This window comes from Streptomyces sp. NPDC006393 (assembly GCF_040628575.1).
Lineage (GTDB): Bacteria > Actinomycetota > Actinomycetes > Streptomycetales > Streptomycetaceae > Streptomyces.
In genome coordinates this window covers 88,035-109,308 of the sequence record NZ_JBEXZD010000002.1, presented here as the reverse complement: position 1 = coordinate 109,308, position 21,274 = coordinate 88,035, and the positions used below count along the sequence as shown (strand labels likewise).

At 74.9% G+C, this 21,274-nt stretch carries 18 protein-coding genes; 11 read left to right on the top strand and 7 right to left on the bottom strand.

The window, feature by feature from the left end; translation table 11 throughout:
* The first annotated feature begins 36 nt into the window (after positions 1-36).
* Entirely contained in the window at positions 37-384 is a 348-nt protein-coding gene (locus ABZ484_RS01495) for a tetratricopeptide repeat protein (protein WP_358863854.1), read from the top strand.
* Positions 385-437: 53 nt separating this feature from the next.
* Positions 438-1,082: a peptide deformylase gene (locus ABZ484_RS01490; protein ID WP_358863853.1), complete on the top strand. Its 645-nt coding sequence runs from the start codon at positions 438-440 to the stop codon at positions 1,080-1,082.
* Positions 1,083-1,187: 105 nt separating this feature from the next.
* On the opposite strand, the gene ABZ484_RS01485 is transcribed toward ABZ484_RS01490, so the two are convergent.
* On the bottom strand, positions 1,188-2,618 hold the full coding sequence (locus ABZ484_RS01485) for an NAD(P)/FAD-dependent oxidoreductase (RefSeq protein WP_358863852.1): 1,431 nt from the start codon (positions 2,616-2,618) through the stop codon (positions 1,188-1,190).
* 138 nt (positions 2,619-2,756) lie between these two features.
* Between ABZ484_RS01485 and trxA the strand changes: the two genes are divergently transcribed.
* Positions 2,757-3,155, top strand: a complete 399-nt coding sequence (trxA, locus tag ABZ484_RS01480) for a thioredoxin (RefSeq protein ID WP_086731381.1) — start codon at positions 2,757-2,759, stop codon at positions 3,153-3,155.
* Positions 3,156-3,286: 131 nt separating this feature from the next.
* Here the strand turns inward: trxA and ABZ484_RS01475 are convergent, their stop codons facing one another.
* Positions 3,287-4,333 carry a LacI family DNA-binding transcriptional regulator gene (locus ABZ484_RS01475; RefSeq protein ID WP_358863851.1) on the bottom strand — a complete coding sequence of 349 codons (1,047 nt, stop codon included), beginning with the start codon at positions 4,331-4,333 and terminating at the stop codon, positions 3,287-3,289.
* 135 nt (positions 4,334-4,468) lie between these two features.
* Between ABZ484_RS01475 and ABZ484_RS01470 the strand changes: the two genes are divergently transcribed.
* Positions 4,469-5,158 (top strand): TetR/AcrR family transcriptional regulator, encoded by a 690-nt coding sequence (locus ABZ484_RS01470; protein ID WP_358863850.1) that lies wholly within the window; start codon positions 4,469-4,471, stop codon positions 5,156-5,158.
* A 154-nt stretch (positions 5,159-5,312) separates the two neighbouring features.
* Entirely contained in the window at positions 5,313-6,461 is a 1,149-nt protein-coding gene (locus tag ABZ484_RS01465) for an NAD(P)/FAD-dependent oxidoreductase (protein ID WP_358863953.1), read from the top strand.
* Between the two features lie 45 nt (positions 6,462-6,506).
* Here ABZ484_RS01465 and ABZ484_RS01460 read toward each other — a convergent pair whose 3' ends face one another.
* Positions 6,507-7,181 (bottom strand): helix-turn-helix domain-containing protein, encoded by a 675-nt coding sequence (locus ABZ484_RS01460; protein ID WP_358863849.1) that lies wholly within the window; start codon positions 7,179-7,181, stop codon positions 6,507-6,509.
* A 121-nt stretch (positions 7,182-7,302) separates the two neighbouring features.
* Between ABZ484_RS01460 and ABZ484_RS01455 the strand changes: the two genes are divergently transcribed.
* On the top strand, positions 7,303-7,866 hold the full coding sequence (locus tag ABZ484_RS01455; RefSeq protein WP_358863848.1) for an NAD(P)H-dependent oxidoreductase: 564 nt from the start codon (positions 7,303-7,305) through the stop codon (positions 7,864-7,866).
* A gap of 82 nt (positions 7,867-7,948) precedes the next feature.
* On the opposite strand, the gene ABZ484_RS01450 is transcribed toward ABZ484_RS01455, so the two are convergent.
* Entirely contained in the window at positions 7,949-8,830 is an 882-nt protein-coding gene (locus ABZ484_RS01450) for an LLM class F420-dependent oxidoreductase (RefSeq protein ID WP_358863847.1), read from the bottom strand.
* A gap of 273 nt (positions 8,831-9,103) precedes the next feature.
* On the opposite strand from ABZ484_RS01450, the gene ABZ484_RS01445 reads away from it, so the two are divergent.
* The 5 genes from ABZ484_RS01445 to fxsT all read left to right on the top strand — a co-directional run bounded on the left by ABZ484_RS01445 (position 9,104) and on the right by fxsT (position 18,307).
* Positions 9,104-10,078 carry an alpha/beta hydrolase gene (locus tag ABZ484_RS01445; RefSeq protein WP_358863846.1) on the top strand — a complete coding sequence of 325 codons (975 nt, stop codon included), beginning with the start codon at positions 9,104-9,106 and terminating at the stop codon, positions 10,076-10,078.
* 108 nt (positions 10,079-10,186) lie between these two features.
* A complete protein-coding gene (locus tag ABZ484_RS01440; protein WP_358863845.1) occupies positions 10,187-11,245 on the top strand; it encodes a trypsin-like peptidase domain-containing protein in 1,059 nt (352 codons plus the stop codon).
* Positions 11,242-12,744, top strand: coding sequence for a hypothetical protein (locus tag ABZ484_RS01435; RefSeq protein ID WP_358863844.1), 1,503 nt, complete (start codon positions 11,242-11,244; stop codon positions 12,742-12,744). Before ABZ484_RS01440 ends, ABZ484_RS01435 begins: the two co-directional genes overlap by 4 nt.
* Positions 12,741-13,817, top strand: coding sequence for a MoxR family ATPase (locus ABZ484_RS01430; RefSeq protein WP_358863843.1), 1,077 nt, complete (start codon positions 12,741-12,743; stop codon positions 13,815-13,817). The genes ABZ484_RS01435 and ABZ484_RS01430 overlap by 4 nt, the downstream gene beginning before the upstream one ends.
* A complete protein-coding gene (gene fxsT / locus ABZ484_RS01425; protein ID WP_358863842.1) occupies positions 13,814-18,307 on the top strand; it encodes an FxSxx-COOH system tetratricopeptide repeat protein in 4,494 nt (1,497 codons plus the stop codon). Before ABZ484_RS01430 ends, fxsT begins: the two co-directional genes overlap by 4 nt.
* Here the strand turns inward: fxsT and ABZ484_RS01420 are convergent.
* The 3 genes from ABZ484_RS01420 to fxsA are packed head-to-tail and all read right to left on the bottom strand — an operon-like array spanning position 18,304 to position 21,070.
* Complete coding sequence (locus ABZ484_RS01420; RefSeq protein ID WP_358863841.1) at positions 18,304-19,668, bottom strand: HEXXH motif-containing putative peptide modification protein; 1,365 nt, start codon at positions 19,666-19,668, stop codon at positions 18,304-18,306. The two genes, fxsT and ABZ484_RS01420, sit on opposite strands and share 4 nt — an antisense overlap.
* Positions 19,665-20,894: an FxsB family cyclophane-forming radical SAM/SPASM peptide maturase gene (locus tag ABZ484_RS01415; protein WP_358863840.1), complete on the bottom strand. Its 1,230-nt coding sequence runs from the start codon at positions 20,892-20,894 to the stop codon at positions 19,665-19,667. The genes ABZ484_RS01420 and ABZ484_RS01415 overlap by 4 nt, the downstream gene beginning before the upstream one ends.
* A complete protein-coding gene (fxsA, locus tag ABZ484_RS01410) occupies positions 20,891-21,070 on the bottom strand; it encodes an FxSxx-COOH cyclophane-containing RiPP peptide (protein ID WP_358863839.1) in 180 nt (59 codons plus the stop codon). The genes ABZ484_RS01415 and fxsA overlap by 4 nt, the downstream gene beginning before the upstream one ends.
* Positions 21,071-21,274: the final 204 nt, after the last annotated feature.

The window sequence follows — 21,274 nt, the reverse complement described above, 5'->3', positions numbered from 1 at the left end:
CCCGTGTCGGTTGCAGTACGCCGAAGGAGGTCACGCGTGAACACGACGTACTACGACCACGGAACTCCGGCCGAGCGCTGGGAGCGCGCGCAGCAGTTCTTCGACGCCAGGGACTACGCCGGCGCGGCCCGCGTCCTGGCCGGACTGGTCGAGGAGGTGCCGGAGCAGACCGGACCGCGGCTGCTGCTGGCCCGCGCCTACTACCACTCGGCCCAGCTGCGCCGCGCCGAGACGGAGTTGCGTCTCATCGTGGAGCGCGACCCCGTGGAGCACTACGCCCGGCTGATGCTCGGCCGCACCCTCCAGCGGCAGGGACGCCACGAGGAGGCCGCGCCGCACCTGCGCGTCGCCTCGGCGCTCGCGGGCGAGTTCGCGGACATGTGAGTGAGAAGGTGACGGTGCGGCGGGTCCGGTCGGGGCCGTGGCATGCTGGCGCGATGGATTGCCCGAATGCGCCCACGCCCGTTGCCGAGCGGGTCGAGGAACTTCTCGCCGCCGGCGGGCCGTTGCCCGTGGTGACGGCAGGTCACCCGGTGCTGCGGCGCGGCGCCGAGCCGTTCGACGGCCAGCTGGAGCCGGCGCTGCTGGCCCGGTTCGTCGAGGCGCTGCGCCTCACCATGCACGCGGCGCCCGGCGTGGGACTGGCCGCGCCCCAGGTGGGCGTGGACCTGCGGATCGCCGTCCTGGAGGATCCGGCGCCGGTTCCGGAGGAAGTACGACGGGCACGGGGGCGGGTGCCCCAGCCGTTCCGCGTGCTGGTCAATCCGTCGTACGAACCGGTCGGCGCGGCGCGGGCCGCGTTCTACGAGGGCTGCCTCAGCGTGCCGGGCTGGCAGGCGGTGGTGGCCCGCCACGCCGAGGTGCGGCTGCGCGCACAGGACGAGCGGGGCCGGCCGGTGGACGAGGTGTTCACCGGCTGGCCGGCCCGTATCGTGCAGCACGAGACCGATCATCTTGACGGCGTCCTCTACCTCGACCGCGCCGAGCTGCGCTCCCTGTCCTCTAACGAGACGCTGGGGGCGCGCTGGGCACAGCCGACCCCCGTGGAGGCGGCGCGAGCCCTCGGGTTCGAGCTGCCGTGACCGGGCTCGAGCGGCCGTGACCGGGCTCGAGCGGCCGTGACCGGGCTCGAGCCGTGGTGAAGGGTTCCAGCCGCGGTGCCGGGGCCGCCGCCGGCGCCGCTGCCGTCAGCCGCGGTACGCCTCCAGCAGGCGCAGCCACACCTCGCTGATCGTCGGATAGGACGGGACCGCGTGCCACAGCCGGTCGACCGGGACCTGTCCCGCGACGGCGACGGACGCGGAGTGGAGCAGTTCGCCCACGCCGGCGCCGACGAAGGTGACACCCCGCAGGATCCCCTCGTCCAGGTCGACCACCATGCGCGCGCGGCCACGGTAGCCGTCCCCGTACAGCCCTGCCCCGGCGACCGAGGAGAGTTCCACGTCGACGGCGCGGACCCGGTGGCCGGCCTGTTCGGCCTCCGCCAGCGACAGCCCCACGGCGGCGGCCTCCGGGTCGGTGAAGACGACCTGCGGGACGGCGTGATGGTCCGCGGTGGCCGCGTACGGACCCCACGGGTCCGGTTCACTCAGCGGCGTGCCGGCGGCTCGGGCGCCGATGGCGTCGCCGGCGATGCGGGCCTGGTACTTGCCCTGGTGGGTGAGGAGGGCACGGTGGTTGACGTCGCCGCAGGCGTAGAGCCAGTCGCTGCCCTCCACCCGCAGGGTGTCGTCGACCGTGAGCCAGGAGCCCGGCTCCAGGCCGACGGTCTCCAGTCCGATGTCCTCGGTGCGCGGGGCCCGTCCGGTGGCGAAGAGGATCTCGTCGGCCTCGATCCGGTCGCCGGTGCCGGTGACGGCCACGACGGTGCCGTTCTCGCGGGTCACCGACTCCACCGAGGTGCCGGTGCGGATGTCGGCGCCCGCCTCGGTGAGCCCCTCGGCGACCAGCTCGCCTGCGAAGGGCTCCATCCGGGACAACAGGCCCTTGCCGCGGACCAGGACGGTGACCTGGGAGCCGAGCGCCTGGTAGACGGTGGCCATCTCGGTGGCGACCACGCCTCCGCCGACCACGATCAGCCGCCCGGGCACGTGCTTCGCCGAGGTGGCCTCGCGGCTGGTCCACGGCCGGACCCCGGCGAGGCCGGGCAGGTCGGGCAGCTTGGCACCGGTGCCGGTGCAGACGGCGACGGCGTGCCGGGCGGTCAGCGTCACGTGCCCGCCGTCCGGGCCGGTGACCGCGACCGTGCGCGGACCGGCGAGGCGGCCGTGGCCGCGGTACAGGTCGGCGCCGATGCCGTCCAGCCAGCGCACCTGGCCGTCGTCGTGCCAATGGGAGGCGTACTCGTCGCGGCGGGCGAGGACCGCGGCCGCGTCGAGGGGGCCCTGTACCGCCTGGCTCAGACCGGGCAGGCGGCGGGCGTCGGCGCGTGCGATGACCGGGCGCAGCAGGGCCTTGCTGGGCATGCACGCCCAGTACGAGCACTCGCCGCCGACCAGCTCGCTCTCCACGACCGCGGTGGACAGGCCGGCCGCGCGGGTGCGGTCGGCCACGTTCTCCCCCACGGGTCCGGCCCCGAGCACCACGACGTCGTACGCGATGGTTTCCGTTTCCGTCATGACGTCAGTCTGGAGGGTGGTGTGCGCCGTGGCCACACGGGTACGCGCGCGGAATACCCGTAGGGTCGGCCGTGTTGTGCCGACGGCATCGTCCCCGCGCCAGGAAGTACGTCCCACACCAGGAAGAGGGAATACGCCATGAGCAGCACCGTGGAGCTGACCAAGGAGAACTTCGACCAGACGGTCACCGAGAACGAGTTCGTTCTCATCGACTTCTGGGCGTCCTGGTGCGGGCCGTGCCGTTCGTTCGCCCCGGTCTACGAGAAGGCGGCCGAGGACAACCCGGACCTGGTGTTCGGCAAGGTGGACACCGAGGCGCAGCCCGAGCTCGCGGCGGCCTTCGGCATCCAGTCCATTCCCACGCTCATGATCGTCCGTGACCAGGTGGCCGTGTTCGCGCAGCCGGGCGCGCTGCCCGAGGCCGCCCTGACGGACGTGATCGGGCAGGCCCGCAAGCTGGACATGGACGAGGTCCGCAAGGCCGTCGCCGAGCAGCAGGCGCAGGGGCAGGGTCAGACGGGCCCTGACGGGCAGTAGAGCCCTTCCTCGTGACGGGCCCGTCCTCGTCAGCGGGCCCTCACTCATCAGCGGGCTCGTCCTCGTCGGCGGGCCCATCCCTCATGGCCCGGCCCGTTGCCCGTCAGGGCCCCGTTTCCGCGCGTCCCGGGTCAGGTGGACTCGCGGTGGACCACCGTCGCGCCGAGCACCGTCCGCCGTTCGGGTGCCGCGCCCGGGTTGCGTACGGCCCGGTCGACGAGGTCGGCGACGTAGCGGCCGGAGGGCAGGTCGATGTGCACGGTGCTCAGCCGGGGTCGCAGCAGGCGCCCGAGCATCAGGTCGTCGGCGCCGATCACGGCCGTGTCCTCGGGGATGCGGACGCCGGCGTCCTGTAGCGCGCGCATCAGCAGCATCGCGTACTCGTCGTTGTAGGCGAACACCGCGTCCAGGCCGAGCCCGCGCCAGCGGACGGCGAGGCGGGCCGCGGACTCCTCGTCGTAGCCGAGGGGCAGTTCGGTCACGGTCCCGTCGGTGCCGCGCAGGGCGTGCCGTACGCCGGCCAGGCGGGGCCGGGAGAAGATGTCGAGGCCGCTCTCCTCGGGCACGACCACACCGATCCGGCGCCGGCCGCGGGCGTGGAGGTGGGCGCCCGCCCGGAGGCCGACGCTCTCGTTGTCCATGAGCAGGGCGTGGGCGCCGTCCACGGGTTCGGGCCCGAGGGTGACGACGGCGCGGGCGCCGGAGCGCTTGAGGACGGCGACGCCTTCCGGGCCGATCCCGGCTCCGGGGACCAGGACGGCGACCGGCCGCAGCTCGGCCCAGGCGCGGACGGCCTCGTCGCCGTGCAGGCCGACGCTCCCGTGCTGCACCACGGTGTAGTCCAGGCGGCCGAGCGCCCACTGGAGTTCGTTGAGGTACCGGCTGTAGAGCGGACCCGGCGCGATGGCGGGGGCGGGCATCAGGACCATCCGGGTGTGCCCGGCGCGCAGGCTGCGCGCGGCGGCGTGGGGCACGTACCCGAGTTCCCTGGCGGCCTCGTGGACGCGGCGGCGGGTGGGCTCGCTGATGCGTACGGCGCCGGTGTTGTTCAGGACGTAGGAGACGGTCGCGCGCGAGACGCCCGCCAGGCGGGCCACATCCGCACTCGTGGGGACGGAGTGCGGTGCGGGTGACGAGGACGCGGCGGGTTCTGGTATCTGCACCATGACGTACCGCATCTTGGCAGAAGGCGCGGAGCCCGGACCGGGCAGGGGCGCGCGGGGCCGCGCGGGCCGGGTCGAAGGCCTACAGCCTGTGTCGAACGTGTTCGTCACGAACTTGTTCGCAACGAACGCGTTCGTTACAGTCGTCGCATGACCGCACGACCCACCACCCCGCGCAGCCGCCGCGACCGCCCGGCCAAGCCCGCCCTCACCCGGGAGGGCATCGTGGGCGCGGCCGTCGCCGTGCTGCGGGCCGAGGGCCTGGAGAAAGTGACCATGCGGCGCCTGGCCCACGAGCTCGACACCGGGCCGGCCTCGCTGTACGTGTACGTGCGCAACACCGCCGAGCTGCACGCGGCCGTGCTGGACGAGCTGCTCGGCACGGTGGGCCCCGCGCCGGCGGAGGGCAGCTGGCGCCGGCGACTCGAGCGGGTGCTCACGGCGTACACGGCGATGCTCATGGAGCACCCCGGACTCGCCCGGTCCGCGCTCACCGCACGGCCCAGCGGACCGCACTACCTGAATCTGATCGAGACGCTGCTCGGCCTCCTCGACGAGGGAGGCGTCGCGTCCGAGCGGGCCGCGTGGGGGGTGGACCTGCTGCTCCAGCACGCCACCGCGACGGCCGCCGAGCACGCGGCGGGCGACGGTTCGGCCGCCGGCCGGGCCGAGTGGGACGCGCTCGCGCACGCCCTGCACAGCGCGTCGGACCGCACCCACCCGCACATCGCCGCCCTCGCCGGCCCCCTGCTGTCCGGCGCCCCCGAGGACCGGCTGTCGTGGGGCTTCCAGACCCTGATCAACGGCATCGAGCGCACGAACGTCCCCGGGCGACCGTGACCGCCCCCGCCCGGACGCCGAACCCCCGGCCAGGCGCCGAACCCCCGGCCGGACGCCGAACCCCCGGCCGGACGCCGAACGCCCTCCGCCGGACCATCTGCGCCCCGCCCGTCCAGTCACCCCCGAGGAGGGTTCCATGACCCACACGACCGATATGACCCACGTCCCGCAGGTCCCGCACCACCCGATAGCCGTGATCGGCGGTGGCCTCGGCGGGCTCACGCTGGCCCGGGTGCTCCAGGTGCACGGCATCGAGGCGGCCGTCTTCGAGCTCGACGCCTCCCCCGCCGCACGCACCCAGGGCGGCATGCTCGACATCCACGAGGACTCCGGGCAGGAGGCGTTGCGCGCCGCCGGACTGCACGAGCGGTTCCGGGAGTCGGTGCTGCCGGGCGGCCAGGCCACGCGGGTGCTCGACAAGGACGCCGTGGTCCGCATGGACGAGCCCGACGACGGCACCGGCGGCCGGCCGGAGATCGACCGGGGCGAGCTGCGGGAGCTGCTGCTCGGCTCGCTGCGCGAGGGCACCGTGCGCTGGGGCGCGAAGGTCACCGGCGCGCGGCCGCTGGGTGGCGGCCGGCACGAGGTGAGGCTCGCGGACGGTTCGGCGTTCACCACGGATCTGCTGGTCGGCGCCGACGGCGCCTGGTCGCGGATCCGGCCGCTGGTCTCCGCGGCGCGGCCCGCCTACACCGGCGTGTCGTTCGTCGAGGTGGACCTGCTGGAGGCCGATGTACGCCATCCCGTCGCCGCAGAGCTGGTGGGCGGCGGGTTCTTCTTCGCGCTCGGGGCGGGCCGGGGCTTTCTCGCGCACCGCGAGACGGACGGCAGCCTGCATGTGTACGTGGCGCTCGAGGCCCCGGAGGACTGGCTGGACGGCATCGACTTCACCGACGCCGAGACCGCCGGGTCCCGGGTCCTGGAGCACTTCGCCGACTGGGACAAGGCCCTGAGGTCGCTGGTCGCCGACGCCGACGGCGCGCTGGTTCCGCGGCGGATCCACGCGCTGCCGGTGGGCCACCGCTGGGAACGTGTGCCGGGCGTGACGCTGCTGGGCGACGCGGCCCATCTGATGTCCCCGTTCGCGGGCGAGGGCGCCAACCTCGCCATGCTCGACGGCGCCGAGCTCGGCCGGTTCCTGGCCGCCCGGCCGGACGACGTGGAGGCCGCGCTGACGGCGTACGAGGAGAGGCTGTTCCCGCGCGGCGAGGCCGCGGCGGCGGACTCGGCCCGCGGTGCGGCCCTGCTCTTCCGTCAGGACGCGCCGGAGGGCCTGCTGGAGATGTTCGCCGGACACCACTGAGCCCGTGCGACCCCGACGCCGACCGGTCTCACGCTCCCGGCGGGATCACACGTGCTCGGCGTGGGCCCCGCTGCCGGTCACGCGTTCGACGAGGTCGAACCAGCCCGCCTGCAATCGGTCCATCGGCATGTGGCACTGCCGGGTCAGGTGGTGGATCAGAGCCGGTTCGAGGTAGCCCATCAGCGTCTGCGCGAGCAGTTCGCAGTCCGCGTCCGGGACCGCCTGCCGCAGCAGCATCAGCACATGGCCGTAGCGCACCTGGCGGGGCGGCACGAGGAAGCGGCGGTCGGGGCAGGGCTCCGCCGCCAGTTGCAGCTCCAGGTCGTCGGCGGCACGGCGCAGCGCGGCGCAGCCGAACGCGCGCAGCCGCTCCACCGGCGGCGCGCCGGGCCCCAGCGGCGCCGGGCCGCTCAGGATGGACGCCTGGAACTTCCGCTCGGAGTGGTCCAGCAGCGCCGTGAGCAGGCCGGTGCGGTCACCGAAGCGGCGGAAGACCGTGCCCTTGCCCACCTGGGCGGCCGCGGCGACCGCCTCCATCGTGACGCCGGCCGCGCCGTGCTCCGCCACCAGGCGTGCGGCCGCGTCCAGCAGCCGGGCGCGGTTGCGCGCGGCGTCGGCGCGCAGGCAGGGCTCGTCCACGCCGGTGCCGAACTCGAGCAGCACCGGGGTGTTCTCCACGGGCTCCTGGGGCGTGGGGAAGGGCGGCAGGGTGCTGGACATGACGCCAGCGTAAAGCATCGGGAATAGAACTGGACCGTGGTCCGGTTAGTCTGGTAGAAAATTAAACGGACCTCGGTCCGGATCGTTACGGCAGTGTTTCAGCCCCCCATTTGGAGTTCCCATGTCTGTTCGTATCCTCGCGCTCGTCGGCAGCCTCCGCGCCGGTTCGCACAACCGTCAGCTCGCCGAGGCCGCCGTCAAGCTCGCCCCCGCGGGCGCCGAGGTCGAGCTGTTCGAGGGCCTGGCCGAGGTTCCGTTCTACAACGAGGACATCGACGTCGAGGGCGGCGTGCCGGCCGCCGCCGCCAGGCTGCGGGAGGCCGCCCAGGCCGCCGACGCCTTCCTGCTCTTCTCCCCCGAGTACAACGGCACCATCCCGGCCGTGCTGAAGAACGCCATCGACTGGCTGTCCCGTCCGTACGGCGCCGGCGCCTTCACCGGCAAGCCCGTCGCGGTCGTGGGCACCGCCTTCGGCCAGTACGGCGGCGTGTGGGCGCAGGACGACGCCCGCAAGGCCGTGGGCATCGCCGGCGGCAAGGTCATCGAGGACATCAAGCTGTCCATCCCGGGCTCCGTGACCCGCTTCGCCGAGACCCACCCGGTCGACGACGCCGAGGTCGCCGCCCAGCTGACCGAGGTCGTCGCCCGTCTGCACGGCCACGCCGGCGAGGCCGTCGCCGCCTGAGCCGACTCGAACGCACCCCGGTGAGGGGCCCGAGCGCACGCTCGGGCCCCTCACCGGGTTCACGGGACGGTCTCACTCCAGCTCACTCCAGTTCGGCGACGCGCCGGACGGCCCGGGAGGCGAAGCGGTCGATCCAGCCGGCCGGATCGCCCAGGCGCGGAGCCAGGATCACGGTGTCGACACCGAGCCCGGCGTAGCCCTCCAGGTCCCGCAGCAGGGCGTCGAGGTCCTCCGCGGTCGCCGCCTCGCCGGTGTACACGAACGTCTTGCGTACGGCGTCGTAGTCGCGCCCCACGCTGTCGCAGTGCCCGCGCAGCACGTCCAGCTTGTGCCGCAGCTCCTCGGGGGAGGCGGGGATCAGGTTGCAGGCGTCCGCGTACCGCGCGACCAGGCGCAGCGTCTTCTTCTCGCCCCCGCCGCCGATCATGATCTCCGGGTGCGGCGAGCTCACGGGTGGCGGCACGCACAGTGTCTCGGCCAGCCGGTAGTGCCCGCCCTCGAAGGGGCCGTCGGCGTCCGGGTCCCACATCCGCAGACAGATCCGCAGGGTCTCCTCCAACCGCTCGAAACGCTCGGCGAGCGGCGGGTAGGGCACGCCCAGCCCGTGGTGCTCACGGTCGTACCAGGCCGCCCCGATGCCGAGCGTGGCCCGGCCGCCGGAGAGCACGTCCAGCGTGGTGACGATCTTGGCGAGCAGCCCGGGGTGGCGGTAGGTCACCCCCGTCACCAGGGCGCCGAGCCGCACGGTGGAGGTGCGGCCGGCGAGGAAGCCCAGCGTGGTGTAGGCCTCCAGCATCGGGTCCTCGGCTCCGCCGTTGAACTCCATCTGGAAGTAGTGGTCCATGACCGACAGCCAACTCGCTCCGGCGGCCTCGGCCGCCTCCCCGGCGGCGGCCAGCTCCGCGCCGAGCGCGGGCGCGCCGCCCGCGTTGTTGAACCGGTTGATGTGCACACCGACCCGCATGCGTGTCTCCGTTACGTCCCAGTTTCCGAGTCTCCGGCCGGGCCGTACGCCCCGCTTCCGGGCCTCCGGCCGTTTCCGGCCCTTCCGACGCTAGGTGCTCAAGTGCGCTCCATGGCCGGTCGCACCGCCGTGTCCGGCCGGAAGGGCCGGTGGCCACCCGCCGGTCGGCGGGACATGTCCGCCGTGCGGCGGAGTCCGCGCGGCGGGCGGGTAGAGGCACAGGGCATACGAGCGCCGCACACCGCGATCCGCCCGACACCTCACGGAGACTCCATGACGCCGGTCCCGCCCCCGTTCGACCCCGAGCTCGCCGCCGCCCTGGAGGAGGCCCGGGGGCTGATGGGGCCCGGGTTCGCGCCGGAGGACATCGCGGCCGCCCGGCAGGGTGCCGCCGTCGAACTCCTGGACGGGCTCGACCTCACCATGGACGGCGCCTTCGAGGTGACCGAGCCGACCGTGCCGGGGCACGAGGGGGCGCCCGGCGTCCCGCTGCTGGTGTGCCGGCCCACCGCGCCGGCGGCCGGCGCCGGCCGGCCCCTCCTCTACCACGTGCACGGCGGGGGCATGGTCCTCGGGAATCGCAGGCTCGGCGTGAACACGGCCCTGGACTGGGCGAAGGAGCTTCAGGCGGCCGTGGTGTCGGTGGAGTACCGGCTGGCACCCGAGCACCCGCACCCCGCGCCGGTCGGCGACGTGCACGCGGGCCTGCTGTGGGCGGCGGAACACGCGCGGGAACTCGGCTGCGACCCGGGCCGGATCGTGCTCGTCGGCGGAAGCGCCGGCGGCGGGCTCGCCGCCGCGCTGGCGCTGCTGCTGCGGGACACCGGAGGACCGCGGCCGATGGGCCAGATGCTGATGTCCCCGATGCTCGACGACCGCAACGACACGCCGTCCGCGCACCAGATGGCGGGCGCCGGACTCTGGGACCGCACGGCCAACGAGACCGCGTGGACGGCGCTGCTCGGCGACCGTCGCGGCGGGCCGGACGTGTCGCCGTACGCCGCGCCGGCCCGCGCCGAGGACCTGTCTGACCTGCCCCCGGCCTTCCTCGACGTCGGCTCGGCCGAGACCTTCCGCGACGAGGTGGTCTCCTACGCCTCCCGCATCTGGCGGGCCGGCGGCGTCGCCGAACTCCACGTCTGGCCCGGCGGTTTCCACGGCTTCGACGGCATCGCCCCGCGGGCGGCCCTGTCCCGGGCCGCGCAGGCCGCCCGCGTGGACTGGCTGCGCAGACTGCCGGCTCGCTGAAGGCATCGAACGGAACCAGCGCACCCCCGGCGCGCGTGGATCACCCCGTCACCGGGCACGACATCGGGACGGGGTGGTGCACGGCGCACGCGACGGCGCCTCCCGCGTGTGCCCGGGGGTCAGAAACCGGATTCGGGCGCACAACTGTTACCAGAAGCGGTTGTCTGTCAACATCGTGCAAAGGCGGAGCGAACGGGGCGCGGGGTGTCGCAGTCGATCGAGGACTCATGGCGTGTTCGGATTCTCGGCGCGGACAACACACCGGTGGGATCGGGTGTTCTGGTGGACGGGGAGCGGGTGCTGACATGCGCTCATGTCGTGCAGGCCGCACTGGAGTTGGGGGAGGGCGAGACTCCCGGGGAACGGCGTGTCGCCGTCGACCACCCGGGGTCCCTGAGCGCTGACGTGTCGCACGGCTGGGTGCTGCCGCAGGGCTGGGCCCCGCCCGACCGGGAACGCGCGGACGTCGCGGTCCTCACGCTGAGCGGCCCGGCGCCGTCCGACTGCGTCCCGGCGCGGCTGCGCCCCTGCGGTCCCGCTCGGGGCCGCGAGGTACGGGTGTTCGGGCAGGCCTCGGCGGCCGGTCCCGGCGTCTGGGTGACGGCGCGGCTGCTGGGGGCGGGCGGGCTGAGCCCGGACTGGGTCCAGATGGGCAGCCTGGACCCGGCGGACGAGCGGGTGCGGGGCGGATACAGCGGGGCGGGTGTCGTCGACGACAGCGGGGACGTCATCGGCATCGTCGTGGCCGCGCGGCGCCCCGCCGACTCGCGCGTCGCCTGGATGATCCCGGTCGAGGCCGTCGTGCGCTACTGCCCGCTGCTGGGCGACGCGCTGGACGGCGGTCCCGCGCGCGTGCCCGCGCCCGCCTGGCCGCCGGGCGCCGACCGCGAACTGACGACCGCTCTGGTGAAGGTGCCGAGCATGCGCGACCCGCAGCGCCGGGAGAGCGTGCTGCGGGACACCGGCGACGAGATCTTCGATCTCGCCGAGCGGTCGCCGGTGCTGATCGAGGACGTGCGCGGGGTCGTCGAGCTGTGCCTTCAGTACGCGGACGGCATCGACCGGCTCGCCGCCGCGCTGCGCTGGTACGAACGGGGCTCGCTGCCGATGCGGGAGTTCGAACGGGTCGTCCTGCGGCTGCGCGGCGCGCCGGGGCCGGCGTCATGACGGGTGCCGACGCGCCGCGCACGGACCTGTTCTGGGAGCTGGCGGGTCTGATCGCGCGGATCCCTGGGCTCGGCCACCAGCGTCCGCTGCGGCGGGCCGCGGAGGCGTTCGCCGAGCGCTTCGGGCCGCTGGAGGGCGGGGAGCCGTCGGGAATCCTCCGGGAGGACCTCTACGCGACGCTGCGGGAGTGCGACGGCTACCCCGACGGGCTGCGGTTCTACCTCGACACGCTGGGCAGCGGGCGTACCGGCACGCTGGCGTGGGCGGCGGTGGAGCAGATGTACCTGCGGCTGTACCCGGAGCGGCTGCTCACGGCCACCGAGCGCGAGGAGTTGTGCGCGCTGCTCGCGACGTGCGCGCCGGGTACGCGGCTCGGGGCTGTCGCCCTGCGGTTCCTGCCGTTCCTGCCGCCGGGCGACGGCGAGGCCGGCGGGTCCGAGGCGCCCGAGGCGCTGCTCGACGCGCTGGAGGACACGCTCGTGCTGGAGGACGAGGCGCACCCGCTGCTGTCGTTCGTCGAGGCCGTGGCGGTCGGCCAGCCGCCGCCGCTGGAGGCGGAGTTGCGGGACTGGAGCGACAAGGTCGCGCACCGCATCGGCTGCCCTCAGGAGGTACTCCAGTGGGCCCGGGCCCGGGAGGCGGCACGCGTGGGGCGGCCCTTCGACCCGTCCCGTCTGCTGGTGGAGATCGTGGCGCATCCGGCCGCCCCCGACGAGTACCACGTGCGGGGCTGGCTGCTGGCCACGCGGGAGGGGCCGGGCTCACTGCTCGCCGACTGCCGGGTGACCTCGCGCGGCGCGCTGGAGGAGACGGTCGCCGCGCTGCACCAGACGGTGCTGGAGCGGCTGGGTGAGCTGAGCGCCGGGCTGCGGGTGGAGTTCCTGCTCCCCAGGCCGCTGCTGTGGCTGGATGTGGACCAGTTCCCGGTGCGCCCGGCGGGTTCGGTGGCGCGGCCGATCGGAGCCGATCACACTGTGCTGGTGCGCAGTCGAGACCGGTTCCACAAGCGGTACTGGTGGCCCGCCCTGCACCGGCGCCTGGCCTGGCTGCACTCGAACCCGGACGGCGGTTTCGAGGCGCCCGCCGTGCGCTACGTCGCACCGGGCGGCGTACCCGCCCCGTACGAGCTGCTCACCGAGCTGCGCGACGGTGAGACCCCGTTCTGCTTCGTGCTGCTGGAACCCCCGCCGTGGGACGGCGACCCGGCGGCGGACCCGGTGTACGTGCTGCTGGAGGTCGGCATCCCGGCCATCGTCGCGCTGCGCCGCCAGGGCCATCACGCCGAGGCCCGGCCGCAGTTGTGGAAAGTGCTGGCCGGGAGGTTGGATGCGCTGCCCGACCGGGTACGACATCTGCGGGGCGTCGGTCCGGGCGGCGGCGGGGCAGCGGTGAAGCTGGACCTGCATCGCCACGTCACCCTAGTGTGGGACAGCCAAGACGGACTGGAGGGGGCGGAGGCCGCGCTCGGGCATCCGCGGACCGGGGGTGGCCATCCATGAGCGGGGAGTCGACCGACCGGCGTGAGGCGCGGCATCCCCGTCCTCCCGCCTGGTGGGTGTTCCGGGACAACGGCGCGCAGCACGCGCCCTCCGACCCGCTGCCTCCGCTGCCCGTCCCGCCGCCGTGGCGGCGCTTCAGGCCGGCCACCGACAGCCCCCCGCTCGACATCCCCGACCCGGGCGACCACACGGACGTCGAGCGCAAGCTGGGCTCACGCAGGCCCGGCACCCTGGACCACGCCGTCGTCGACGTCGTCAACGCGGCGATCCTGCTGCGCCGCCCGCTGCTGGTCACCGGGCAGCCGGGCACCGGGAAGTCGAGCCTCGCCCACCAGATCGCCGCCGAGCTGGGCCTGGGCCGGGTGCTGTGGTGGCCGGTGGTCAGCCGCACCAGCCTGCGCGACGGGCTGCACGACTACGACGCGATCGGCCGGGTGCAGGACACGCCCATGGCGGGGGCGCCCGGCGCGGAGCGCGGGCCGCTGCCCGACGTGGGCCGCTATCTGACGCTCGGTCCGCTCGGCACGGCGCTGCTGCCGTGGAAGCGGCCGCGGGTGCTGCTCGTCGACGAGCTGGACAAGAGCGACATCGACCTGCCCAACGACCTGCTGCACATCTTCGAAGAGGGCGAGTTCCGCATCCGGGAGCTGGAACGGCTCGGTCAGTCCCGCCGCGAGGCGAGCGTGGGCACCGCCGACCACGGGTTGCCCGTCGTGGTGCGCGACGGCCGGGTGCGCTGCTCGGAGTTCCCGATCGTGGTGATCACCAGCAACGGGGAGCGGGCCTTCTCCCCCGCCTTCCGCCGCCGGTGCCTGGAGGTCGAACTGGCCGCCCCGGACGAGGAGCGGCTGGCGGCGATGGTCGAGGCGCACTTCGGCCCGCAGACGGATCCGCGCACACGGCAGCTGGTCCGTTCGTTCCTGAAGGAGCGCGGCGACGGTTCGCTCGCCGCCGACCAGCTCCTGAACACCGTGCACATGCTGACGAACGGCGCCGCCGACGCCGACGAGGCGTCCTGGACGCAGTTGCGGGCCGCGCTGTGGCGCAGCCTGGCGACGGACTCCTCGCCATGACCGGCCGTGCGGGGCCGGCGCCGACGGCACGCGAGTGGGCGGAGGCGCTCTGGCTGACGGAGCGCATCGGGGCGGCCGACGGCTTACTGTCGGAGCGGGCCGCGCGGGCGGACGCGCCGACGGAGAGCGCCGAGTACACCCCCGAGCGCCTCCCGGACACGCCGAGCGCCGACGGCTCCCCGGCGCAGACGCTCTCCCGGCCTCCGCTCACCGCCGGGCCCGAAGCCGCCCCGGAGCCCGACCTGCCCGGCGCGCCCCGCCCGGACGGTCCGGGTGGTCCGGGTGGTCCGGGTGGTTCCGGTGCCGCGCCGGCGGCGGATCCGGCGCGGCACCGACGTGACCCCCCGGGGGACGCGGGAGACACGCGGGACGCGGGGGACACGCCCGCCGCCGTGCCCTCCCTCGGGACGGCCTCCGCCCGTCTGGCCCGCGGGCCGCTGCACGACATGGGTTCCCCGGTCGGCTCCCCGGCCGGTGCCCCGCTGCTGTTCGACGCCGACACACGCCCCGGCGTCCTGCGCGACCCTCTGCGCTTCGCCCGGACCCTGCGCCCCTTCAACCGCCGGATCCCCTCGCGCCGCCGCCACATCCTGGACGACGAGCGGACCGCGGTCAGGTCGGCCGAACTGGGCCGGTGGACCCCGGTGCTGGTGGACGTGCCGGACCGGTGGTTCGAGGTCGCCCTCGTCGTCGAGCAGAGCGTGTCCATGGCCCTGTGGCGCGGCGTCGCGCACGAGCTCGCCGAACTCCTGCGCCGCCAGGGCGCGTTCGCCGACGTACGGATCTGGTGGCTGGACACCCGCGGCGGGAAGTCGGCGCGGCTGCGCTCGGAGCGGGGCGGTCCCGCGCGCGACCCCGGAGAGCTGCTCCATCCGCAGGGGCGCCGGCTGGTGCTGCTGATGAGCGACTGCGTGGGCGACGCCTGGGCGTCCGGCAGCGTGCCCCGGCTGCTGCACCGCTGGGCCCGGCGGGCGCCGGTCGCGGTGCTCCAGCCGCTGCCCAGCAGGCTGTGGGACCTGTGCGAGGCGGTCCCCCGCGATCTGCGGGTGCGGGCCGCGGCGGCCGGGCTGCCCAACGCGCTCCTGCTGCTGCGCCGCAACCGGCGGTGGGTGCGCCCGCGCGCGCTGCCGGTCCCGGTGCTCGAACTGGAGAGCGCCTGGTTCGCGGGCTGGGCGCGCATGGTGACGGGCGAGGCGCGGGCGCACAGCGATGTCACGGCCCTGCTCGTGGACGAGCAGGGCCTGGCGCCGGAGTCCCTGCCGCCGCTCGCCCCGGACCACCGGCCGCGGCCCGTCTCCGCCGAACAGGCGGTGCGCCGCTTCCTGCGCAACGCCTCCCCGCAGGCGCGCAAGCTCGCGGCACAGCTCGCGATGGTCCCGCTGCGGCCGGAGGTGGTCGGCGCGGTGCAGCGGCTGCTGGGCCGGGCGGCCGGACCGCTGCCGTTCGCGGAGATCCTGCTCGGCGGGCTGCTGGCGGCGCACGCCGGCACGGGTGGCGACGGCCCGCGCTACGAGTTCCTGGACGGTGTGCGCGAGCGGCTCCTGCGCGGCCTCGGACGGACCGAGACCCTGCGCACGCTCCAGGAGGTGACGGCGGTCGCCGGACGGGTGATGGGCGCGCGCTCCGGGCTCCTGGGCACTCTGGTGGCCGCGCCCGCCGACCTGGACGAGGCCGGGCTGGGCGCCGCCGACCATGAACTGCTGTCGGCGGCGGAGCCCGCCCTGGCGGCGCTCGGACCGGCCTACAGAGGCGCACTGGCCCGCGCACGGGCGCACTCGTCTTTGGGAACGGCGGCCGAGGGGGAGGAAAGCGGGCGTCGGTCCGCCGCACCCGGCGCACAGGAAGCGCCCACCACTCCTCCCCCCAGGGAATCGGCTCAGCGCATGGAGGTCGTGTCGATGGATCCCGCCTCGTCCCGTACGACGCACCCGGCTCCGGGCGTCGGCCGGCCGGACCCGCAGGGCGGCGGTGGCGCCGCGGCACGGCCGCCGATGCCCGCGCGGCTGCCGCGGACCATGCCGCTGCCCCAGGCCTCGTACTTCACCGGCCGGGAGGAGGAGCTGGACCGACTGCGGGCCATGCTGAACTCGGGCGACCGGGCGGCCGTCCTGCCGTACGCCCTGTACGGGATGGGCGGGGTCGGCAAGACCCGGCTGGCCGTGGAGTACGTGCACCGCCACCACACCGAGTACGAGCGGATCTGGTGGATCGACGCCGAGCAGCCGGCCGTGATCCGACAGCAACTCGCCTCGCTCGTCCCGGACTTCGGCACGGCGGCCGAGGGCCCCGGCGACCCCGTGGACCGGGTGCTGGCGGCGATGTCCACCGGGACCCCGTTCCGGCGGTGGCTGCTGGTGATGGACAACGCGGGGGCGCCCGAGGACGTCGTCCCGTACATCCCCTCGCTGCTCGGCGTACCGGACGGCGCGGGCCATGTCCTGGTGACGTCCCGGCACTCCGGCTGGGCGCAGCGGGTCCACGCCCTTCAGGTGGACGTGTTCACCCGGGAGGAGAGCATCGGGTTCCTGCGCCGGCGCACCCCCTGGACCAGCCCCGAGGAGGCGGAGCGGCTCGCCGAGTCGCTGGGCGACCTGCCGCTGGCGCTCGAGCACTCGGTGGCGGCGCTGACCCAGTCCGGGATCGACACCGGCGCCTATCTGGACCTGCTGGACAACCGCCGCAGGGAGGTGCTGGAGGAACCCACCGCCTCCGGCGTCCGGCCCGTCGCGGCGACCTGGCGCACCTCGGTGGACCTGCTGCGCGCGCAGCACCCGCAGGCGCTGGAACTGCTGCGGCTGCTGGCCTTCTTCGGGCCCGAGCCCATCGCACAGTCCTTCCTGCGCGACGCCCGGCTGCTGAACCTGCCCGACGACCTCGCCCCCGTCGCCCGTGACGAGCTGGCCCGGGGCAGGGCGATCCGGGCCATCAACCAGTACTCGCTGCTGACCGTCAACCCGGCCACGGGCACGCTCCAGGTGCACCGGCTGCTCGGCGGGGTCCTGCGCGACGAGCTGTCCGCCGACGAGGCCACCCGGCTGCGCCACCTGGTCCACCAGATCATCGGCGCCCACGACCCCGGGGACTCCCAGCGCCCGCAGAACTGGCGCAACTACGCCGACATCCTGCCCCACCTGGAACCGTCCGGTCTGCTGCACTGCGGTGACGCCGAGGCCCGCGACACCGCGCTGAACATCCTCGGCTACGTGATCGCCCGCGGTGACTTCCGCGGCGCGGCCCAGCTGGCCCGCCAGATCTCCGGCGTGTGGCACACGGCGCTGGGCCCGGACCACGTCCAGACGCTGTGGGCGCGCCGTCAGCAGGCGAGCGCCCACTGGCAGCTGGCCGAGTTCGACGAGTCGCGGCGGATCAACGAGGACGTGCTCCGGCGGCTGCGCGCCACCCTGGGCGACGACGACGAGTTCACCCTCACCGTGGCCGGTGCCACCGCCGCCGACCTGCGCGCCGCGGGCCGTTTCACCGAGGCGCTGGCCCTCGACCGCGACGCCTACGACCGCAGCGTCGGACGCCACGGCGAGGGGAACCCGCACGTACTGACCGTGGGCCACAACTACAGCGTGAGCCTGCGCGTGAACGGCCTGTACGAGGAGGCGCTCGCGCTGGACGAGCGCATCCACGACGCCCGCCTGGAACTCCTGGGTCCCACGGCCCGCTCGACGCTGTTCTCCATCAACAACGTCGCCCGTGACATGCGCGAGTGCGGCCGCTACGCGGACGCGCTGATCCTCCAGACGAGCACCCTCGCCCGCTACCGCGAGCAGTACGGCGACCAGCACCCGCACACGCTGCGCGCCATCAAGAACATGTCGGTGACCTGCCGCAAGGCGGGCGAGCTGGAGCAGGGCCTGGCCCTGGCGCGGGAGGCGCTGGAGCTGTACCGGCTGCACTTCGGCCCGGACCACATCGACACCCTGGCGGCGCTGACGAACATCTCCAACGACCTGCGGCTGACCGGGGATCCGGAGGGGGCGCGCGAACACAGCGGCGAGGCCCTGCACCGCTACAGGGCGGTGCTCGGTCCGCGGCACCCGCTGACGGGCGCGGCGGGCGTCGACCACGGGGCGGCCCTGCGCGCCGCCGGGCAGCACGCCGAGGCGCGCCGGGTCGACGAGGAGACGGTGGCCGCGCTCGCCGCGGCGCTGCCCGACGACCACCCCTGGCTGCTGCTCGCCCGGGTCAACCTCGCCACCGACCTGGCCCTGGCCGGCGACCCGGAGGCGGCGCGGGCGCTGGGCGAGGAGTGCGCCGGCGCACTCCAGGCCCGCTACGGCGACCGGCACCCGGCGACGCTGGCCGCTCTGACCAACGCCGCCCTGGACACGAGCGCCGCGGGCGACGCGGAGGCCGGCGAGGAACTGCTGGCCTCGGTGCGGCGGCGCTACCTCGCGACCCTCGGCCCGGACCATCCGGAGAGCCGGGCGGCCGCCGCCGGTGTCCGCATCGAGTGCGACATCGAGCCGCCGCCGATCTAAGTCCCGCTGGGTCCGGGGCGGTCGTCCCACTCGGCGAGGACGTCCCGCAGGGCGTCCAGGAGCCGGTGCCCGCTCTCGGTGAGCCAGCCGCCGCGCGCCAGTTCGTCGCAGGCGATCCGGGCGGTACGCCGCCACCGCTGGTACGGCGCCCGCGCGTCCGGGTGGCCGAGGGCGGCCTCCCGGCGCCAGAACCCGGCGGTCACCAGGAAGGCCGTGGCGCCCTGGAGCAGCGCCGACGGCGGACGGGGCCGGTCGCTCCAGGGCGCGTGCCCGAGGGCGCCGGGCGGGGCGTCGAGCAGCCGGGTGAGGTCCTGAAGGGCGTACAGCAGGGAGTGCTGGGTCTCGTGGACGAGCGCTGCGGCGAGTTCGGCCGGGTCGTCCAGCGGGGCGAGGGCCACCAGCCCGAAGGCGTCGCTGAAGGAGGCGCTCAGCCAGGCGCCACGGGTACCGCCGGGCGGGCCGGGCGGGCCGGGCGGCCGTGGGTCGAGGGGGACGACGGCGCGTACGGTGCCGCGTACGGCGTCCGCGTGGCCGGGATGGCGAGCGGCGAGCACCTCCCAGGCGGCGCCGAGCCGGTCCCGCCAGCGCGCGAGCTCGTGCGCGCCCAGGGGGCGCGGGGTGCCGACGTCCAGGGGGCCGTGGGCGTCCAGGCGTATCACCGGAGCCGGTCCCGGGCGGTGCGCCGGGAGCAGGACCCGTGGCGCCGGCTCCCAGCCGGGCGCGGGCTCCGCCGCCGACTCGGCCGGGTCCGGCCAGTCCTGCGGGTCCGGCGGGTCCAGCGGGTCCAGCGGGTCGGGTATCAGGACGACGGTGGGCGTGCCCGGGGCGGTGATCGTAGTCGTGCCGTGCGGGTCCCGTTCCACGCGCGCGATGTCCGCGGCCGGGTCCAGGACGGCACGGCCCAGGACGGCACGGCCCAGGCCGGGCAGTTCGACGGCGCCGTGACGCACCGCCAGCTCCAGGCGGAAAGGGATGCCCGCCCGGTGTGCGGCGACCGCGGCGAGCACGGCCACCGGGTCGCGGCGGCCGCTGCGCACGGCCTCGGCGAGGAGGACACCTGCGGCGGGGTCCGTGACGAGTGCGTCGAAGACGGCGGGTGCCCGGTGGCGCACGGCGGCGAGCAGGGCGGCGGGGGTGGAGGCGCCGGCGCCGGTGCCGGAGTCCGGGCCGCCGCTGTCGGGCGTGGTGCGGGACGCGTGGTGCGCGGCGCGCAGCAGCAGGAGGTTGCGGCCGGCGCGGGCGGTGCGCAGCAGGCGCAGGGTGCCGGCGTCCGGTGCCCCGCGGGCGATCTGCCGCCACAGGTCGTGGGGCAGCGTCAGCGGGGGTGCGGCCGCCGCGGCGGCCGGGCGGTCGTGCGTCAAGGGCGGACCCCGGTGGTTCGGGCGAGGTCGGCGCGGACGACGTCGGCCACGTGCCGGATCAACGCCATCAGGTCCGGGCAGTACACGGACGGGTTGAGATAGCCGTTGCCGGCGCGGTAGCGGTGGGGGTAGTGACCGCCGCCGCAGACCGCGCCGACCGGGCAGGCGCGGCACTGTGCGGCCAGAGCGCCGGACGCCAGTTGGCGGGCCGCGACCCCGGGATGGTCCAGCAGCGCGTCGAACGGGTGGCGGTGCACGTCCAGGCCGGTGCGGTCGGCCCCTTCGTACGCCGACTTCAGCTGGTCGGAGAGGGTGAGCGCGCCGTCGGTGTCGACCACGGCGAGCTGGGAGGGGGCGCCGCCGATGGTCTCGGTGCGGGTGACTCCGCCGAGCAGCAGGTCGAGGAGCGACTCGAAGAACGCGATGCGCACCGGCGCTCCGGGGGTGGCGTACCAGCGGTCGAAGACGGTGGCCAGCCACCGGCCGTAGGGGGTCTCGGCGGGGTCGTCCGTGCGGCCGGGCGGCCGGTTCGTCCAATTGCCGAGGGGCAGCAGCAGGCGGATCGACGGCGGGTCGTACGACAGCAGGTGCTCGTAGGTGGCCAGCGGGTCGGCGGTGACGTCCACGGTGCACAGGAGACCGGCCCATACGCTGCGGTGCTCGGGTGCGGCCAGGCGGCGCAGCGCTTCGGCGACCCGGGCGTGGCTGCCGTGTCCGGCGTGGTCGCGGCGGGTGCGGTCGTGGATCTCGGCGGTGCCGTCGAGGCTGACCGCGATCCGGATGCCCTCCTCGTGGCACAGCCGCAGCACGTCCTCGTCGAGGAGGGTGCCGTTGGTCTGGATGATCACTTCCGCCGTGGTGCACTCGGGCATGAGCGCGCGCAGGGTGCGGGTCAGGCCGCGCAGCAGGGGGAGGCCGGCCAGGAGCGGTTCGCCGCCGTGGAGGATGACGCGCACGGAGGCCGGCCGATGGTGTTCGGCGTGTTCGGCGATGCGCCGGCACACCTGTTCGGCCGTGTGCGGTGCCATGGTGTGCGGCTGGGTCCGCCAGAGCCGGTCGGCGGCCTCGTAGACGTAGCAGTAGGTGCAGGCGAGGTTGCAGCGGCTGTGCACCTTGACGACGAACTCCCGGAAGGGCAGCGGGCGCGTGCCGGCGGTGCGCAGGGCGGCGACGTCGAGGAGGTCGTCGGGCCAGCGGCCGGGCTCCGCGCGGTCCGCCGGCTTCACGGAGCGGGGGTGGTGGCCCGGCGGGGGCCCTCGGAGGTGTCGCCTCCGGAGTCGTAGGCGGCCACCGGCGCCTCCTCTCCGGCCAGTTGCCGCAGCACGCGGCGCAACGCCTCGGACAGCGCGGAGTCGGTGCCTTCCAGGATCTCCTCCAGGGGCAGCCCCGTCAGATCCGGCATGTCCGCCGTGCGCTCACCGGCCCCGCTCGGCATCGGTCTCAGCCCCCCACCTGTCGCCGCCACACCTTGACTGTCCTTTGCACCGACTTTGAGGATAACCACAGGAACGTGGGCAGGTCAGCCCGCGATTCGGGCGCGACGCACCGGTTCCGCTGTGGTGGATTGGACGGTTGTGCGACAGGGTGTCACCCTCCTGACCGGTCG

Bases quoted from the DNA above. Each gene is read 5' to 3' on its own strand.
- ABZ484_RS01490 (WP_358863853.1), top strand. From the start codon at position 438: ATGGATTGCCCGAATGCGCCCACGCCCGTTGCCGAGCGGGTCGAGGAA.
- ABZ484_RS01485 (WP_358863852.1), bottom strand. From the start codon at position 2,618: ATGACGGAAACGGAAACCATCGCGTACGACGTCGTGGTGCTCGGGGCC.
- trxA (WP_086731381.1), top strand. From the start codon at position 2,757: ATGAGCAGCACCGTGGAGCTGACCAAGGAGAACTTCGACCAGACGGTC.
- ABZ484_RS01475 (WP_358863851.1), bottom strand. From the start codon at position 4,333: ATGCGGTACGTCATGGTGCAGATACCAGAACCCGCCGCGTCCTCGTCA.
- ABZ484_RS01470 (WP_358863850.1), top strand. From the start codon at position 4,469: ATGACCGCACGACCCACCACCCCGCGCAGCCGCCGCGACCGCCCGGCC.
- ABZ484_RS01465 (WP_358863953.1), top strand. From the start codon at position 5,313: ATGACCCACGTCCCGCAGGTCCCGCACCACCCGATAGCCGTGATCGGC.
- ABZ484_RS01460 (WP_358863849.1), bottom strand. From the start codon at position 7,181: ATGTCCAGCACCCTGCCGCCCTTCCCCACGCCCCAGGAGCCCGTGGAG.
- ABZ484_RS01455 (WP_358863848.1), top strand. From the start codon at position 7,303: ATGTCTGTTCGTATCCTCGCGCTCGTCGGCAGCCTCCGCGCCGGTTCG.
- ABZ484_RS01450 (WP_358863847.1), bottom strand. From the start codon at position 8,830: ATGCGGGTCGGTGTGCACATCAACCGGTTCAACAACGCGGGCGGCGCG.
- ABZ484_RS01445 (WP_358863846.1), top strand. From the start codon at position 9,104: ATGACGCCGGTCCCGCCCCCGTTCGACCCCGAGCTCGCCGCCGCCCTG.
- ABZ484_RS01435 (WP_358863844.1), top strand. From the start codon at position 11,242: ATGACGGGTGCCGACGCGCCGCGCACGGACCTGTTCTGGGAGCTGGCG.
- ABZ484_RS01430 (WP_358863843.1), top strand. From the start codon at position 12,741: ATGAGCGGGGAGTCGACCGACCGGCGTGAGGCGCGGCATCCCCGTCCT.
- fxsT (WP_358863842.1), top strand. From the start codon at position 13,814: ATGACCGGCCGTGCGGGGCCGGCGCCGACGGCACGCGAGTGGGCGGAG.
- fxsA (WP_358863839.1), bottom strand. From the start codon at position 21,070: ATGCCGGATCTGACGGGGCTGCCCCTGGAGGAGATCCTGGAAGGCACC.